Annotated in this window: 11 protein-coding genes; 5 read left to right on the forward strand and 6 right to left on the reverse strand. The window is 57.7% G+C overall.

The features are described 5' to 3' along the window. The first annotated feature begins 140 nt into the window (after window positions 1–140). From AB4O35_RS13070 to AB4O35_RS13080, 3 genes are all read left to right on the forward strand, one after another. Complete coding sequence (locus AB4O35_RS13070; protein ID WP_065882091.1) at window positions 141–2,156, forward strand: hypothetical protein; 2,016 nt, start codon at window positions 141–143, stop codon at window positions 2,154–2,156. Between the two features lie 304 nt (window positions 2,157–2,460). Then, window positions 2,461–4,650: an autotransporter outer membrane beta-barrel domain-containing protein gene (locus tag AB4O35_RS13075; protein ID WP_460149623.1), complete on the forward strand. Its 2,190-nt coding sequence runs from the start codon at window positions 2,461–2,463 to the stop codon at window positions 4,648–4,650. Between the two features lie 180 nt (window positions 4,651–4,830). Further along, on the forward strand, window positions 4,831–5,055 hold the full coding sequence (locus AB4O35_RS13080) for a chitin-binding domain-containing protein (RefSeq protein ID WP_367617457.1): 225 nt from the start codon (window positions 4,831–4,833) through the stop codon (window positions 5,053–5,055). A gap of 116 nt (window positions 5,056–5,171) precedes the next feature. Here the strand turns inward: AB4O35_RS13080 and AB4O35_RS13085 are convergent, their stop codons facing one another. The 5 genes from AB4O35_RS13085 to AB4O35_RS13105 all read right to left on the reverse strand — a co-directional run bounded on the left by AB4O35_RS13085 (window position 5,172) and on the right by AB4O35_RS13105 (window position 12,594). After that, window positions 5,172–8,324 (reverse strand): carbohydrate binding domain-containing protein, encoded by a 3,153-nt coding sequence (locus tag AB4O35_RS13085; RefSeq protein ID WP_065890309.1) that lies wholly within the window; start codon window positions 8,322–8,324, stop codon window positions 5,172–5,174. Window positions 8,325–8,464: 140 nt separating this feature from the next. Further along, a complete protein-coding gene (locus AB4O35_RS13090) occupies window positions 8,465–9,493 on the reverse strand; it encodes an AbrB family transcriptional regulator (RefSeq protein WP_065874989.1) in 1,029 nt (342 codons plus the stop codon). Then, window positions 9,486–11,000 carry a tripartite tricarboxylate transporter permease gene (locus tag AB4O35_RS13095; RefSeq protein WP_065890310.1) on the reverse strand — a complete coding sequence of 505 codons (1,515 nt, stop codon included), beginning with the start codon at window positions 10,998–11,000 and terminating at the stop codon, window positions 9,486–9,488. Before AB4O35_RS13095 ends, AB4O35_RS13090 begins: the two co-directional genes overlap by 8 nt. Before the next feature lies 1 nt (window position 11,001). Beyond that, on the reverse strand, window positions 11,002–11,460 hold the full coding sequence (locus AB4O35_RS13100) for a tripartite tricarboxylate transporter TctB family protein (protein ID WP_065874750.1): 459 nt from the start codon (window positions 11,458–11,460) through the stop codon (window positions 11,002–11,004). Window positions 11,461–11,610: 150 nt separating this feature from the next. Beyond that, complete coding sequence (locus AB4O35_RS13105) at window positions 11,611–12,594, reverse strand: Bug family tripartite tricarboxylate transporter substrate binding protein (RefSeq protein WP_065874751.1); 984 nt, start codon at window positions 12,592–12,594, stop codon at window positions 11,611–11,613. A 232-nt stretch (window positions 12,595–12,826) separates the two neighbouring features. Between AB4O35_RS13105 and AB4O35_RS13110 the strand changes: the two genes are divergently transcribed. Together AB4O35_RS13110 and AB4O35_RS13115 are read left to right on the forward strand one after the other, a co-directional pair. After that, window positions 12,827–13,498, forward strand: a complete 672-nt coding sequence (locus AB4O35_RS13110; RefSeq protein WP_065874752.1) for a response regulator — start codon at window positions 12,827–12,829, stop codon at window positions 13,496–13,498. Next, window positions 13,491–14,876 (forward strand): sensor histidine kinase, encoded by a 1,386-nt coding sequence (locus AB4O35_RS13115; RefSeq protein ID WP_065874753.1) that lies wholly within the window; start codon window positions 13,491–13,493, stop codon window positions 14,874–14,876. The genes AB4O35_RS13110 and AB4O35_RS13115 overlap by 8 nt, the downstream gene beginning before the upstream one ends. Here the strand turns inward: AB4O35_RS13115 and AB4O35_RS13120 are convergent, their stop codons facing one another. Next, window positions 14,877–15,698: an HDOD domain-containing protein gene (locus AB4O35_RS13120; RefSeq protein WP_065874754.1), complete on the reverse strand. Its 822-nt coding sequence runs from the start codon at window positions 15,696–15,698 to the stop codon at window positions 14,877–14,879. Window positions 15,699–15,706 lie beyond the last annotated feature (8 nt).

Consider the following 15,706-nt stretch of genomic DNA (forward strand, 5'->3'; position numbering starts at 1 on the left):
AGCATACTTTGTGCGTTTGTGCAGCTGTCAAAGTTAACAGGCTGTGCATTCAGGGTGAACGAGGTCTAATTAAGCTGTCATTCGTCTCGCGTCTCGGGCGATGAACGCGAACAGTCCCTCATTCATTGGAGTATAAAAACATGGCTAAGTCGAACAACACGCAAAAAGCCTCAGCCGAGAAAACAAAGAAGTCAAAAGCCGAGGGCGGTACCAAAGCGTACGTCGACCCCTTGGTGAGTCCTGTTCCCCATGGTCTTGCGCCCCCCGGACCTCGGGCTTTGGATGATCCGGAAGTTATCAATGCCCTTCCTCCAGTGGACGGTTTGCCGCCTAATCTGATGAAAACTATCGTTGCGCAAACGGAAGGCGTCAACCTTGAAGTTGGTATGTGGGAAGATACCTTTCCGCTTCCTCAAAGCATTCCTGATGTGTTTCGGATGTATGTGAATGATGTCCCTTATGGCAAGCCTATTGAGCGAGCCAAGCCATTGGCGGATCTGGAGTGGCCATTGAAATTAACCATCAATGCCGTCGATGTTTCGAGTCATGGAGAGTATCGTGTACGTTCTGAGGTTGCTTTGGGGTCGGGTGGTAATGAGCAATCCGGTACTACCCTGGTGAACGTCGATACTATTGGCCCTGCCGGTGGGATTTTATTGGATGCTGTGACCCTGAAGGGCGGTGCGGTGGGTGGGAAAGTCACGCTGGAGTCGTTGGCCGCGAATGGGGACAAACTTGATGTTTCTGTTCCAGGGCGTTTGATTGCACGTCTTAAGGATGAACTGTGGTTGTATGCGGATTTAACCGATGAGCAACCAATAAAAGTTGTTACCGATCTGCCAGTTAATAATTTGCCTGTCGTTATTTCTCTCAGTAAGGATGAGATTATCGGTAAAGGCTCACGTGTAGAACACATGTCGTTTCGCTACTTTGACTACTCCGAGAACTCAACGATTTATCCGACAAAGTTGAGAGAGGTTGAGTATGTGTTAACGCCCCAGCCGATGAACTTGACTGACCCCGCGGCACCGGCGGCACCGTGGGACCTTCGAGAAGCGCAGTTGAAATTGGTGGAAGTGCATATTTTTGGTTGGGACAATTATAGACCTGGCCAAACCCTGAACATCGACCTGGGTGGTCACGTGTTCTCGGTTGCATTGTCATCCGAGCCGACGCTTGCAAACCCCGAAAAAATTGAAATTCCATGGCTCATTCTCTTCATGGCCTATGGAATCACCGCTGCAGGTACAGCCAACCTTCGTTACCAAGTGGTGGATGGCGGCACTCCTTCAGCATGGTCCAACTCTATTTCGGTGGCTGCAGACTTCAGTTCAGCCGCTGGAGAACCTGGAGGTCCCGGCCCCATCCGGGATTACCTACCGCTGATTACGGTAACTTCTTCCGAAGGACTCACCAACGAAATTGGACCGGGTGATGACGGCGACGCTACTGCAGAATTTGATGTATATACGGGAGCGGTGGCGGGGCACGAGCTTCAGCTCTACTGGGCCGGAATACCGATTTTCACCCCCACTCCTCATATCGTGACACAAGCGGAGATTGACTCAGGGACATTTACGTTCCCTATTGCTGCGGCAATCATCGCCGCAGGCCTTAACGGAGTGGACAAGCCCGTCTGGTACAGCCTGACGAACGGTGTGAACCCCAACATGGACACCTCCCTGTCTACGCTGGTTGATGTGTTTGCCAGTGAACTGAAAAACCTGGCACTGGCGGAATTCCCTAAATCCGTAAGTGCGGGCGGCACCTTGCGCTCGATCAGTTGCAAGCAGTTTGTTGAGCTTGGCATCGACACCAGAATCAAGGATGCGGTGAATCTGAAAACAGGCGACACGATCAGGCGTTTCTGGACCCTGTATGGAGAGGGCTTGACGTCCACCAACAAATTGGTCGAAGCAGAAATTCTGCCTCCGATTGTGGTCGCAAATGATCACAGCCTACCGGGCCACGATGGCGAAGAATTCGTCGCGGATTTCGCCACGTATGTCCAGCCAGCGGTTTTGGGGCGAGTTGAGTTCTATTACACCGTACTCAAAGCCGATGGGGTGACGATGGGCCAAGCCCTACCGACGATTCTTTATGTCAGCCGTCGTAACGCCGATAACACCGTTTGCGGTGCTCTGCCTACGCCTTGAAAGCGTCGCCAGGTATGAACCGTCATGGGTAGCCGTGACGGTTTGTACCGTTCTTTTTTCGCGAGCCATTGCCGGCTCAAACATCACGACCTGCCGTGATTAAGGAAAGTCCTACTCCGCCCCTGGACTATCCCTACATGGGCTTCCCTGCCTGATACGTACCCTTGCCGCTTCTGAAAGCCAGAGTCGATGGTCCTTTAAATCGCTTGGCTTGTTCAGTCACCGACTAGAGGTACTAAACATGTCTACTGAAAAAACATTTTGTCTTTCTCGTTTATCACGTGCTATCAAATTACTGGCCGTCATGCCTGTGGCCTTGGCGGCGACACAGGCCCATGCGTTGAACATCTACCCTGGGCAGAACGTGGTCATTGACGCTGACACGTTGGTTGACCGCTACGACGTGACCGAGGCCACCCTGACCTCGAATGGGGCCAGGATGCTGGGCGTTAAAGCCTATGATTCGACCTTTACGATGAACGGTGGCACGGTCAAGAACACCGCCGGTACTGAAGTGGGCGTGGCGCTTTATGGCGGTAAAGCCACCCTGCGCGATGCTTCGATCTACAGCGGCGGTGCCGAAGGCATGATTGTCGGCACCAATTCGGACCGCGGCTCTGCCGTCGAAGTGTTCGATAGCGAGGTGACGGGCGCCACAGATGGCATCGTGCTTAGCGGCTCTAGCACCTTGGCCTTGCACAACACCCAGGTCAGCGGTGCAAACGCTGGTTTGCGAGCGTACGACGGACAGTTGACCACCCAGGGCGGCCGAATTTACGGCGGCACCAACGGCATTGTGGCGTATCGCCTGCCTACGGTGGATAACCCCTCCGTGCTTAACCTCAACCAGACTGAAGTGGTGGGCGGAACAGGGGCTGCCATCCTGGTGGACTACCCCGGTGGCACCGAGATCAACATCAACAATGGCACGACCTTGGTCGGCGGCAACGGCAACATGCTTGAGCTCGCCCACGGCGGCGCGGCCGATGTCAATGTCTACAACAGTTCCTTGAACGGCAATATCCAAGTCGGCAAAGACAGCGCCCTGGATCTGAACATGGATTTCGCCTTCATGAACGGCGATATCATCAACAGCGGCGGCATCGCCAACGTTGGTCTGAACAACGGTTCAGTGCTGACCGGGCGCCTGGACAATGTCGACAAACTGTCGGTCAACAGCGACGCCACCTGGGTAATGGTGGACGGTCAACAGGCACTCAATGAGTTGTCGATGAATGGCGGTAACGTGAAGTTTGGCGACTCGGCCGCCTTTTATAAGTTGGACGTGGCCAACCTGTCCGGCACCGGCGGTACGTTCATCATGAAGGCAGATTTCGGCTCGCTGACCGGCGACTTCCTGAACGTGACGGGCACCTCAGCAGGTAACCATCAGTTGCTGCTCGCCGCCACGGGTGCCGACCCGTTGAACGAGCGCCTGCACATGGTGCACACCGCCGATGGTGTGGCGAATTTCAGCCTGGTGGGCGGTCGGGTCGATCGCGGCACCTATTCTTACGACCTGGCAGCGGATAACCAGAACCACGATTGGTACCTGGACCCGGACAGCAAGGTCATCAGTCCGAGCACCAACTCGGTGTTGGCGTTGTTCAATGCGGCGCCGAGTGTGTTGTTGGGGGAAATGACCAACCTGCGTACGCGCATGGGCGAACTGCGTTTCAATGGCGGCCAGACCGCCGGCTTGTGGACCCGCGCCTATGGCAATAAGTATGAAGTGTCCAACAACAAGACGGGCTTGGATTATAACCAGAGCCAACGCGGTTTCACCCTGGGTGCCGATGCGCCGCTGGAAGCCGGTGACGGGCAGTGGCTGATCGGCGCGATGGCCGGCCACAGCCAATCGGACCTGGACCTGAACCTGGGCAGCAAAGCCACCATCAATAGTTACTACGTGGGCGGCTATGCAACGTGGCTGGACAGCGAAAGCGGCTTCTACTTCGACGGTGTGCTCAAGTTCAACCGCTTGCACAATGAGTCCAACGTGGCCATGAGCGACGGCAAGAAGAGTAAAGGCAACTACACGCAAAACGCCATGGGCGCCTCGGCGGAGTTCGGCCGCCATATTACGCTGGATGACGGTTACTTCGTCGAACCCTATGGCCAGTTGGCGGCGGTGATTACTCAAGCCCAAAGCTATACGCTGGACAATGGCCTGCAAGCCAAAGGTGATCGTTCGAGTTCGGTCATTGGTGAGCTGGGCGTGACTGCCGGTAATAATATCCAGCTCGACAACGGCGGCGTGCTGCAGCCTTACTTGAAAGCCGCGGTCGCCCATGAGTTTGATCAGAGCAACAAAGTGTTCGTCAACGATAACTCGTTCAACAACGACCTGTCGGGTTCACGATTGAAACTGGGGGCGGGTGTGGCGATGTCGGTATCGCAGGCGTTGAGCCTGCATGCAGACGTGGAACGCAGCGTGGGCAAGAATATCAAGCAACCCATGGGAGTGAATGTGGGGCTTCGCTACGCGTTCTAAGTGTCGTCGGGGCTGATTTCCGTTCGTCAGGCAAACCGCTAACCTGTCAAATCTGACAGTAGGCGGTTTGTGTTTTTGGGGGCTAACTGGATGGGCATTCCTTATCAGGAGATTCCCATGCCTCATTTTATTAGTAAAAAAACTATGCGTACCGTTCCCAAGGTCTTACTGGCAGCAGGCATGGCTGTACTGCTTGCCGCTTGTTCCAGTGGACCTTCCGAGACGGTCTCAAGTGAGTACCCCGGACTTGATCCTGCCTGCACTAGCGCAGGTTATTTCAAAAGCATATCGCCCGGTTGGTATTATCGGTGTGTGTGGAACGGCAGTATCAATCGATGGATAAAATACCCAAACCAATGCCCGGCTGGGCAAGAGTTTGATGAGGCTCTTAAACGTTGTAGATAACAAGTAATACATTAATAGGCCTCTCTACCTGACGGTAAAGAGGCCTTTTTAATGCCTGGAGAATTGCGGCGTGGGGTGGCGATATCACCACCCTGCGTCGGTGTTCAGGAATGAGTCTATGGCCGCTCCACAACCAAAATATCATCCAGTGAAAATTCTGCCCCTGAGTAGGTACTCTTGAAGTAGATGCGCATAGGCAAGAACTGAGAGGGAACTCCGGCAGGCAATGAAAAGGTCCTCGAATGTGAGGTCCACACACCTGGGTTAACATGGACGAACGTCTGTGACTGAGTGCCGAACTCTATGAAAACCTGGGGTTGATAGGGGCTCAGGTCCACCTTCATCTTGAAGCTCAAGTCGTAGGCTTTACCGCTCTCGATATAGAAAGTTTTAATGACGCCGGGAGCGACAGGGCTGCCGTTATTCAGTTTTACATACCAGAAATTATTGTTATTTACATTTCTGATTACGCCCGTGCCGTTGATGATATTGACCCATCCGTTCCAGGACAATAATTCAAAGTCTGTCAAATCATGGAGCCGAAGCGCTCTTATGATGTAAGTGCTCAACGGAAAGGACGTGGCGTTCAGTTCATTTGAACTACCATCGAAAGTGACGGCTGCCTTTGCCGTAACCTGGCTGTCATTTGCGAGTGGGGTAAACCAACTGCGTATTGCCTTTTCATTCACTATCCCGTTGTCGGCTTGGGTTTGGTCGATCGTATGGCCGTCCAACAGTGTCAAGGGTATTGCACCAACACTATGGAGCCTGAGCCAGATCCGTTGGCCTTTTCTGCTCAACAGCCACCGCGCCAAGTCCACCCAGCAGTCGGTGTTGAATGTGTTCAAGTCCACGATTGAGCCGGGTTTCAGGCCATTGAGTCTTGGCCGCGGCAGTGGATTGCCGCCGGGTAGTTCATCGAAGTCCAGTACGCGCAGATTCAGCACCCTTGAGTCATCGGTGACGCCGTTGGTGGTGACGTGATACTGAAGACGCAGGACGCTCCCAACGTAGTCGCCGATCACACTGTTGGAGAACTTGAAATCGACGAAACCTGTGGTTGGGTTGCCGTATTGGGGCGTTATGGACGGCAGCGTCGCACCGGGTTTGCCCAGCAGTTCGAGTTTAATGAGATCGTTCGAAGACACCGGTGCAAACTGCACGCGCACCGTCACCTCGGGAGTGTTGTCAGCAATGACCGGGTTGATGGTCGCGTTTTCGTCGTCCACCGGCGTGCTGTTGTAAACGAAAGGCGTAGGTAGATGGCGCCCTGCGAGGATTTTCATGGGCACGCTGTTCGAAAAGCGCGTTACAACGCCTGGGCGGGACCGGTCGTAGAAAATATTCATGAAGTGATTGAGCAGGATGTACTTGCGCTCGAGCGTGAAAGGCAGCGGCCTGTCTTCCCAAGTGTCTGAGACAAAGAAGGGTTGCGGCGGAGCGCTTCCTCCATTGCCTTCAGCATGCAGGGTGACCGTATCCCCCACTTTGATATCGTTGTTGGGGTCGACCTCAATGGTGGCATCGCCGGGGGATTGGCTCGTATCAAACACGTAATCAGGCGGCGGCGCATCATACACCCTCGGTTCGGGCAGTGCGGCCGCAGAGGCACCGACATAAACTGTTGTTTCCGGGGATGGCCGTGTTCCCTCGCTATTCTCACTGGTATAAGAGGCTGTCAGGCTGCCCCCTGCCAATTTGGCAATATCACCCTCGGGGCCATTGATAATCGAGAACACCACATTGCCTGCGCCTGCATTTTTGGATTCTTCGTGGTAGTAATACTTGCCGTTAGGGTAGCGGCCCAGCAGCTTCAGCGTGATGCGGTCAAAGAAATCCTGTCCGTGAGATTTACGGATGTCAATGTTAACGATGGGGGTATCAGCAGGCAGTGTTTCACCGACAGCCTCCCGAAATATCGGGGCGTAGAGCCCGACGGGAAGGGCGGTGCCGATCACTCTGACCTGGGTAAGCTGTGAGCCTCTATTCGGCGCGCCAAAGCGAATGCGCTCATAGCGAAGTCGAGCCTGCCCTCTGATCAACGGGACCAGGTCGCTTACCGGGCATGGAATTCTAAGCTGGCGCGTCGTGGTGGATGTCAGGGGGGCGGAACTGTAGGTTTTCTTCACCGTTTGCCCATCCACCGTCCTGCCAGTGAGGGTCACCTTGATCACGTCGCCCAACAGGTAGGCGTTACCCGCGATTGGAATGATGATCGTCACGAAGGCACCAACGACCTCGTCGAGGTTGAGGATGTCTTCCGGAGCCTCATCGAAGAAGCAGTGGGGCAACAATGGCTCTGAACCATCGTTCAGGAACACCTGGATGAATTCGGGGAGCGACCAGCCTTCCGAATAGTTTCCGCATTCATCAATCACGTTGTACTCGGCGAGGTGAGAGCCGCTGCCGATCTGGCGCCACTGTTCAATGCACAGCCTGAATACAATGTCCTCAAAACCATCCGCTTCTGGCTCAGATACCTTATGTTCGAATAATGCGTCGCCGATTTTCAGGCGAACAACATCACGCTCCGCCCGGTAGGTGCGTGGTGACAATGAGGTATCGGCGGGGTAGAAGGGGACGCGAATCTCTATGCAGTTTTGGGCGTCGTCTTCTGAAACGCCAAAGTCGAGAAATTCTTGGGGAATGATTGGCTTGAGCATATTCGTATTTACAAAACTGTGGCCGTTCGGGTTTTGTCCGGCGGGTACCACCTTATCGACCTTCAGCGTGAATTTTCTGGTTTCTCCTACGGCCTGGCCGAGGCTTGTGACCCTGATGTACGCGATTGCAAAGCCATCGGTGATCGTATCCGAGGGTACGAACAGCACAATCAACTCTGCGTTATCCACTTCATGCTGGTGGATGGTGGTGGACGCGACGGGCTTGGTCAGGTCGCCAAAGAACAGTTCCACGAGCTGCAGCGCTGCCATTTCCAGAAATGGCAGCAAGGCGATCAGTAGCCCCTCCTCGTGAGTCGTTATCGCGACGAGATTGATACCTGCATCGACGCCTTGCACCGGCTGGGTATTTGCGGGGATATACAGTACCAAGTCTTCGAGGCGAACCTTTTTGAAGGCTTGCGTCGAGTTGAGAGATACGTCGGAGGGGCGTGGCACCAGGTAACGAGGATCAATGAACGTACGCCGTGCAGCCTGTTTCTTTTTTTGTTGTTGCTTGGTGGCGTACGGCGCAAGCAGTGCTCGCCCCTGTGCAAGCTTGATCAAGCGTTGGCCGGGTGGCGTGGAAGATTCTTCTGCGTTATCCATGGTGGAACCCTCTGCAGTCAGTGAGGAACTCAATGTCTACGGCCCATTTACTGAGTGGGAGTAGCTGCGAGAGGTGTAACGCGGAACTCGGGGGGCAACCAGCTGTGAGAATTGACAGTGCCGACAAACGGTAACGGTTGTCAGGGTTGACGATTCCAATACCGGAACAATGGCTCCGCCAGAAACAGTACAAATAACAATCGCATCACCTGCATGGCCGTGACCAGTGGCACCGACAATTGCAGGGTTTCGGCGGTGAGGCTCATCTCGGCAATGCCGCCGGGCATCATGCCAAGCGTCAGCGAGCGCAGGTCCAGGTGAGTCAGGGCACTCAAGCCAACGGCTGCCAATGTCGCCAGCGCCATGGTCAAGGCGGTGCCAATCAAGGTGCGCCCCATGAACGAAGGTGCCCGGCGGAAGAACTGGCGATTGAAGTGGCAGCCCAAGCCGCTGCCGATCAGCCATTGGCCAATCTGGCTACCGCCATTAGGCAGGCCGATATGCAGGTCCCAGACAACACTGGCCGTGGCGCTCACCAGCAAGGGACCGAACAACCACGGGTTTGGCTGACGCAAACGCTGCCATCCCCAGGCCACCAGCGCACCCATCGGAAACAGGGCTAACAACCAAGGCCAACTCACCGGCGCCGGATGAAACTGCGGCGTACCGCCTTCCAGCAGATATTTGAAGATCGCCGGCACACACAGCACGACTACCAGCACCCGCAGACTTTGCCCCGCCGCGACCCGGCTGAGCACCGCGCCGTTACGTGCACCGAGGTTGACCATCTCACCGGAGCCGCCCGGCATGCTGGAGAAAAACGCCGTCGCGCGGTCTTCACCGCTACGGCGCATCAGCCACACGCCGACCACGCTCGACAGGCTGGTGACCAGTGCGCCAAAAAAAATCAGCCCGAAGTGGCTCATCACCTGCTCGATCACCACCGGGGTGAAGTGCAGGCCAATGCCGATGCCCACCACCCATTGGCCGCATTTGCGCCCGCCGGGAATCTCGCCCAACTGCCAAGGCGTGAGGCAACGCACTAGGATGATCGCCAGCAACGAGCCGACCATGTACGGCAAAGGCCAGCCGACCAGGCTGGCCAGGTAACCGCCGGCCAGGCCGACCAGCGGTGTTCCCCACCATTGTCTAAAGGTGACTTCAGACATCGGCCACGGCACGACGCTGCAGGGCACGTTTGCGGTAGATGCGCACCAGCGGGAAGGCCAGCATCAGAGCAGTCAGCACCCACACACCAAAGGTGATCGGGCTCGACCAGAGGATTTGCAGGTCACCGTTGGAGATCGACAGCGCACGGCGCAGGTTCTGCTCCATCAAACCGCCAAGGATAAAGCCCAGCAGTACCGGCGACAGCGGGAAGTCGAGCTTGCGCAGGATGTAACCGAAGATGCCGATACCGACCATCAGGAACAGGTCGAAGGTGGTGGCGTGAACGGCGTAGACACCAATCGCCGTGATGATGGCGATCACCGGCACCAGCGCCCAGTTCGGCACGGCGAGGATACGGGTGAAGATGCGGATCATCGGGATGTTGAGGATCACCAGCATGATGTTGGCGATAAACAGCGAGGCGATCAGGCCCCAGACGATATCCGGTTGCTGTTGAAACAGCAGCGGGCCAGGGGTGATGTTGTACAGCGACAACGCGCCGATCATCACCGCCGTGGTGCCCGAGCCGGGTACGCCAAGCGTCAGCATCGGCACCAGCGCACCGCAGGCGGACGCACCGATCGCGGTTTCCGGAGCGGCGAGGCCACGCATGTCGCCTTGGCCGAATTTACCGCTGGCACCGGCCAGGCGTTTTTCGGTCATGTAGGCAACCGCCGAGGCCAGGGTTGCACCGGCACCCGGCAAAACGCCCATGATGAAACCCAGCAGGCCGCAACGGATGTTTACTACAAAGACAGAAGTCGCTTCCTTCAGGTTGAACATCATCCGTCCGGTGGCTTTCACGGCTTCCTGGCCACGATGGGTTTTTTCCAGCAGCAACAGGATCTCGCTGATGGAGAACAGGCCCAGCACCAACACCACAAACTGGATGCCGTCGGTGAGGTGAATGTTATCGCCGGTAAAACGGTACACACCGCTGTTGGCGTCGATGCCTACCGCCGAGAGGAACAGGCCGATTAGTGCCGCCACAAACGTCTTCAGGGGTTTATCACCCGCCATGCCGCCGAGACAGACAATCGCGAATACCATCAGTACGAAGTATTCCGCCGGGCCGAAGGCAATCGCCCATTTGGCCAGCAGCGGCGCAAACAGCACCATGCCGCAGGTAGCGATAAACGCACCGATAAATGAGCTCCAGGCCGACAACGACAGCGCTACACCCGCCAGGCCTTTGCGGGCCATCGGGTAGCCGTCGAGGGTGGTCATCACGGTGGACGCTTCGCCCGGAATGTTGAGCAGGATCGAGCTGATCCGGCCGCCGTACTCGCAGCCCAGGTACACGGCGGCCAGCAGGATCAACGCCGATTCCGGCGGCAGGCCGAGGGCGAAGGCGATGGGGATCAACAGCGCCACACCATTGATGGGGCCCAGGCCTGGCAACAGGCCGACCACAGTGCCGATCAGGGTGCCGCACAGCGCGGTTATCAGGTTGTAGGGGGACAGTGCAACGCCGAAGCCCTGGCCCAAGTAGCCGAAAGTATCCATATCAGTTCTCCAGAACGGCGAGCAGGCCAAGGGGCAGCGGCACATCCATGACTTTATCGAACAGCAGGTAAAGACCAATCGCCATCAGGCTGACGATCACCACACTGGGCAACCAGCGGCCGCCGTACAGGCGTGCCATCGGGATGCCGATCAGCATGCTGCTGAGGATGAAGCCCAGGGGTTCGAAGGTGCCGGCGAACACGATCAACAGCGCGACGCATACGCCGATCTTGATCAAGGTGTCGCGGTCCAGAGCCGGTTCTTCTTCGGTGTGTTTGGTTGGCTGCGGGCGAATCAGCATATAGACCAGCGCCAGGCTCATCAGCCCGAGCATCAGCAGCGGGAAGGCGCGAGGCCCGACTGGCTCGTAGGAAAATGCTGCTTGATACGGCCAGGCCATCAGCGCGAGGCCAGCGCAGACCAGCAGCAACACGGCGGCGAAAATGCGTTGTAAGAGCATAGGAAACTCCAGAGCCACCTTTTGCAGGAGCGAGCTTGCTCGCGAAGAACGTCAACGATAACGCGTGCTGTCTGGATGCACGGGGTGTCTTTGAGTTCTTCGCGAGCGAGCTCGCTCCTACAGTTACAGTGGCATTGTGTGGCGGGGCGATTACTGGATCAGGCCAAACTCTTTGGCCAGCACTTTGTAGTCAGCCACCTGTTTCTTCACGTAGGTGTCCAGTTCCGGGCCGGTCATGGCAAACGGGAACAGCTCGCGCTGGTCACGCAGCTTGGCGAACTCGTCGGAGGCCAGCAGCTTGTCGAAGGCGTCTTTCCACCAGGCGTAGTCGGCATCGCTGACTTTTGGCCCCAGGTAGAAACCGCGAACCACCGGCCAGACGATGTCGTAGCCTTGCTCTTTGGCGGTCGGAATATTCTTCATTTCCGGCTCATCCAGGCGCTGTTCGGAGAACACCGCCAGCAGGCGCATGTCGCCGCTCAAGATGTGCGGCATGGAGTCGGAGATGTCGGTACTGCCCACTTGGATGTGGCCGCCGAGCAGGGCGGTGGCGATTTCACCGCCGCCTTCCAAGGCCACATACCGCAGTTCGCGCGGGTTGATTCCGGCGGCTTTGGCGATCAGCGCGGTTTGCATCCAGTCCTGGCTGCCCACGGTACCGCCGGAACCGATCACTACGCTGCCTGGATCTTTCTTCAAGGCTTTGACGAGATCGTCGAGGTTCTTGTAGGGCGAATCGGCTTTCACCGCGATGGCGCCGTAGCTGGTGCCGACCGCTGCCAACCAACGCACGGCGCTTTCATCGAAGCGACCGAACTTGCCTTGGGCCAGGTTCAACAGCGAACCGCTGGACCACGCAACCAGGGTGCCGCCGTCCGCAGGGCGTTGGGCGACCACCGCGTTATAGGCCACGGCACCCACGCCGCCAGGCATGTAGGTGACGCGCATCGGCTTGCTCAGCAGCTTCTGGTTGACCAGCGCGCTTTGCGCCAGTTTGCAAGTAAGGTCAAAGCCGCCGCCAGGCGATGCTGGGGCGATACATTCCGGGCGCTTGGGTTCATCAGCGGCTAACAGTTGGCCGGCAAACAGCATGCAGCCGGCGGCGAGCGCGAATTTACGAAGGGAAGGGGTCATGCCTGTCTCCATTATTGTTCTTATTGGGACGAAAACGCTTCGAGGCGTTTTTCGGCTGCTATCACTCAAATAGCTTGGCAGGCGTAACCTGCCGTAGCCGAATGCTAAAGCGCGAAGCTTTCACTAACCTTTCAGTCACCTTTCAATGTCTTCGGGCTTCACAGGGCAGGCGGCGCCTGTAAACTGCCCGGCAATGCGTGGTGCCGACCACGCCTGAATGAGGTAGAAATCCATGCGTGTCTTGCTGGTTGAAGACCATCTGCAACTCGCCGAAAGTGTTGCGCAAGCGCTCAAGAGCACGGGTTTGACCGTTGACGTGCTGCACGACGGCGTGGCGGCGGACCTGGCCCTGAGCAGCGAGGAATACGCGGCGGCGATACTCGATGTGGGGCTGCCACGCATGGATGGTTTCGAGGTGCTCGCGCGTTTGCGCGCCCGTGGAAAAAACCTGCCGGTGCTGATGTTGACGGCACGCAGTGATGTGAAGGACCGCGTACACGGCCTGAACCTGGGGGCTGACGACTACCTCGCCAAACCTTTCGAATTGACGGAGCTGGAGGCGCGGGTCAAGGCGTTGCTGCGGCGCAGCGTGTTGGGTGGCGAGCGTCAGCAGGCCTGCGGTGTGCTGGTCTACGACCTCGACACCCGGCGTTTCACCGCGGGTGGCGAGCTGATGACGCTCACGTCCCGTGAGCAAGCAGTGCTCGAAGCGCTGATCGCTCGCCCGGGTCGGGTGATGAGCAAGGAGCAGTTAGCCTCCCAGGTGTTCGGCCTAGATGAGGAGGCTAGCCCGGATGCCATCGAAATCTACGTGCACCGCCTGCGCAAGAAACTCGACGGCCAGCCCATCGCTATCGTGACCTTTCGTGGCCTTGGGTACTTGCTGGAAGCTCGCGATGCATAAGCCCAGCAGCCTGCGCTGGCGCCTGCTGTGGAACCTGGCGCTGCTGCTGGTGTTGTTGATGTTCGCCAGCGGCATGAGCGCCTACTGGAATGGCCGCGAGGCCGCTGATACCGCCTACGACCGCACACTGCTGGCGTCGGCGCGCACTATCGCCGCTGGCTTGACCCAAGTGGATGGCACCTTGAGCGCCAATGTGCCCTACGTCGCCCTGGACACTTTTGCCTACGACAGTGCCGGGCGGATTTATTACCAGGTCAATGACATCCACCAGCAGTTGATCTCCGGCTACGAAAACCTTCCCGGCCCGCCGCCGGGCACGCCGCGCACCGATGACTATCCGGCACTGGCACGTTTCTATGACGCCGTGTATCAGGGCCAGGAAGTGCGTGTGGTGAGCCTGCTAAAGGCTGTCTCTGAACCCAACATGAATGGCATGGCGGAAATCCGCGTCGCCGAAACCGATGAAGCGCGCGTAAGCATGGCTCGCAGCCTGATGGCCGACACCTTGCTGCGCCTGGGCATGCTCGGCATCGGCGCGTTGTTGCTGGTGTGGTTTGCCGTGAGTGCGGCGTTGCGCCCATTGGAGCGTTTGCGCACGGCGGTGGAGGAGCGCCAGCCCGACGACTTGCGGCCTTTGCCGTTGGTGGAGGTGCAGCACGAGTTCGGCCCGTTAGTGCGCTCCCTCAACCACTTCACCGAGCGCCTGCGTGGCCAGTTCGAGCGCCAGGCGCAGTTTATTGCCGATGCGGCCCATGAGTTGCGCACGCCGCTGGCAGCGCTGAAGGCCCGCTTGGAACTGGGCTTGCGCGCCGAAGATCCCGCCACCTGGCGCAGTACTCTGGAAACCGCAGCCCAGGGCACTGACCGTCTGACTCATCTGGCCAATCAACTGTTGTCTCTGGCACGCATCGAAAACGGTGCCCGGGCGATTGCCGAAGGCGGCGCGCAGCTGCTTGACCTCAGCCAATTGGCTCGGGAGCTGGGCATGGCCATGGCGCCGTTGGCCCACGCACGCGGCGTGGCGCTGGCGTTGGAAGCCGACGAGCCGGTGTGGCTGCGCGGTGAGCCAACGCTGTTGAATGAGCTGCTGAGCAATCTAGTGGACAATGCCTTGGCTCACACGCCGCCGGGTGGCAACGTGATCCTGCGCGTAACGGCACCAGCGGTGCTGGAAGTGGAGGATGACGGCCCCGGTATTCCGCAGGATGAGCGGGACCGGGTGTTCGAACGTTTCTACCGCCGCAGCCAACAAGGCATGGGGTCAGGCCTTGGGTTGGCGATTGTCGGTGAAATCTGCCGGGCGCATCTGGCGCAGATCAGCCTGCATGATGGCGAGCAGGCCGGGTTGAAGGTGCGGGTGAGTTTTATCGCGGGCTGATCAGTAGAACATCGAGCGGGCTTCATCCAGCTCGGCGCGCAAGGATTCGCTGTAGGGGTCGATGCGCAGTTTCTTGGTCGCCGGCAGGGTAGAGGCCGATACGCTTGCCAGGGGGTGATCGGTGCCGCGATGGCAATACAGTACGGCGACTTGCACCACATCGATGTAGTCGAGGTTGGCCGAATCGCGTTCCAGGTCCAGGTACTGGCCGGGCAGTTTCGCCAGCATTTCCGGAAAGTCCCAGCCGCTTAGCAGTTTGTCGCCCAGTAACGGGTGGATGCTCTCGATTACATGGTTGAGGCTGACCGAGTCCGACAGCAGCTCATAGTGGTCTTCTGCGTACGTCAGGATCGGCAGCACGCCGATCTGGTGCACCAGGCCGCCGAGGGCCGCCTGATCGGGCTTGAGCTGGCTGTGACGGCGGCATAAGGCATAGCTGACGCCCGCCACTTCGAGGCTGCGACGCCACACATCACGCATTTTCTGATCAACCACATCGGAGCGGGCGTGAAAAATCTGCTCCATCACCAGGCCGATTGCGAGGTTGCTGCTGTAGTTGGTGCCCAGCCGGGTGATGGCGGTGTGCAGGTCGGTGACTTCCTGGGTCGCACGCAACAACGGGCTGTTGACCACTTTTATCAGGCGAGCCGACAGCGCGGTATCGCGAGCGATCACTTTGCTCAAGTGGCTGATGCTGATTTCCGGGTCTTCAGCGGCCTGACGAATATTCAGGGCCACTTCCGGCAATGTCGGCAGAACCAGGTCATCGTTGTCGATGGCCGTCACTAAAGCCTGTTGGACTTTTTCCGCCAGCTCGTTCATTCATGCTC

The organism is Pseudomonas sp. H1_A03, from assembly GCF_054685145.1.